The organism is Nonomuraea sp. NPDC049784 (assembly GCF_040659615.1).
Classification (GTDB): Bacteria; Actinomycetota; Actinomycetes; order Streptosporangiales; family Streptosporangiaceae; genus Nonomuraea.
The window spans coordinates 1-1069 of the sequence record NZ_JBFAMX010001314.1; the positions used below are offsets into that span (position 1 = coordinate 1).

Consider the following 1069-nt stretch of genomic DNA (forward strand, 5'->3'; position numbering starts at 1 on the left):
CCCGGCGCCGCGGTCACGGTGCTCGGCGTGCCGGACGTCCTGACGGCGACGACCGGCAGGAACGGCCGGTACACGATCAAGGACGTCCCGTACGGCGACTACGAGATAGCCGCCAACGCCCCGGGAGTGTCCAGGTCCGACCCGGTGAAAGCCAAGGTGGGCACCGGACACGCCGACGTGACCCTGCCCCACCCGCCGGACACCGAGCGGGTCTCCCTGGGCACCGACGGGCGGCAGGGCAACCACGAGGCCTGGTGGCCGGAGCTGAGCAGCGACGGCGGCGTGGTGGTGTTCGCGAGCCCCGCGTCCAACCTCGACGGCGAGGACACCAACGGCGAGCTGGACATCTTCGCCACCGACCTGCGTACCCGCGCCACCCAGCGCGTGTCGGTGCCGTCCGGCGGCGGGCTGGCGGACGCGTTCTCGGTGTCGCCGACGGTCAGCGGGGACGGGCGTCTCGTCGGGTTCAACAGCGGGGCGACCAACCTCGTGCCGGGCGACACGAACGGCCAGACGGACGCGTTCGTCCACGACCGGCAGACGGGGACGACGGAGCGGATCTCGGTGTCGTCCGAGGGCGTCCAGGGTGACGGGCTGTCGGGTTCGCCGCAGTTCAGCGCCGACGGGCGGTTCGCCGTGTTCATCAGCGACGCCACCAATCTCGTCCCCGGGGACACCAACGGGCGCAGCGACATCTTCCTCCGCGACCGGCAGACGGGCACGACCCAGCGCATCTCCGTCGCGCAGGACGGCTCCCAGGTGGACGGGAACTCCCGCGAGCCCACGATCAGCGCCGACGGCCGTTTCGTCGCGTTCCAGAGCGACGCGGCCACACTGGTGGAGGGCGACGACAACGGGCACATCGACGTGTTCGTCCGCGACCGGGAGGCCGGGACCGTGAAGCGGGTCACCGGGCCGTACCCGGACACCGAGACCACCGGGCCCGTGATCAGCGCCGACGGGCGGGCGATCGTGTTCACCAACGGCGTGGGGCTCGGGCAGTTGTACGTACAGGTGCTGGCCACGGGCGAGTCCAAGCTGGTCTCGGCGGCAGCGGACGGCAGCCCGG

At 72.1% G+C, this 1069-nt stretch carries 1 protein-coding gene; it reads left to right on the forward strand.

The genetic code is table 11. The features are described 5' to 3' along the window. On the forward strand, positions 1 to 1069 hold a 1069-nt coding region (locus AB0J09_RS65690), incomplete at both ends, for a hypothetical protein (protein ID WP_360714737.1).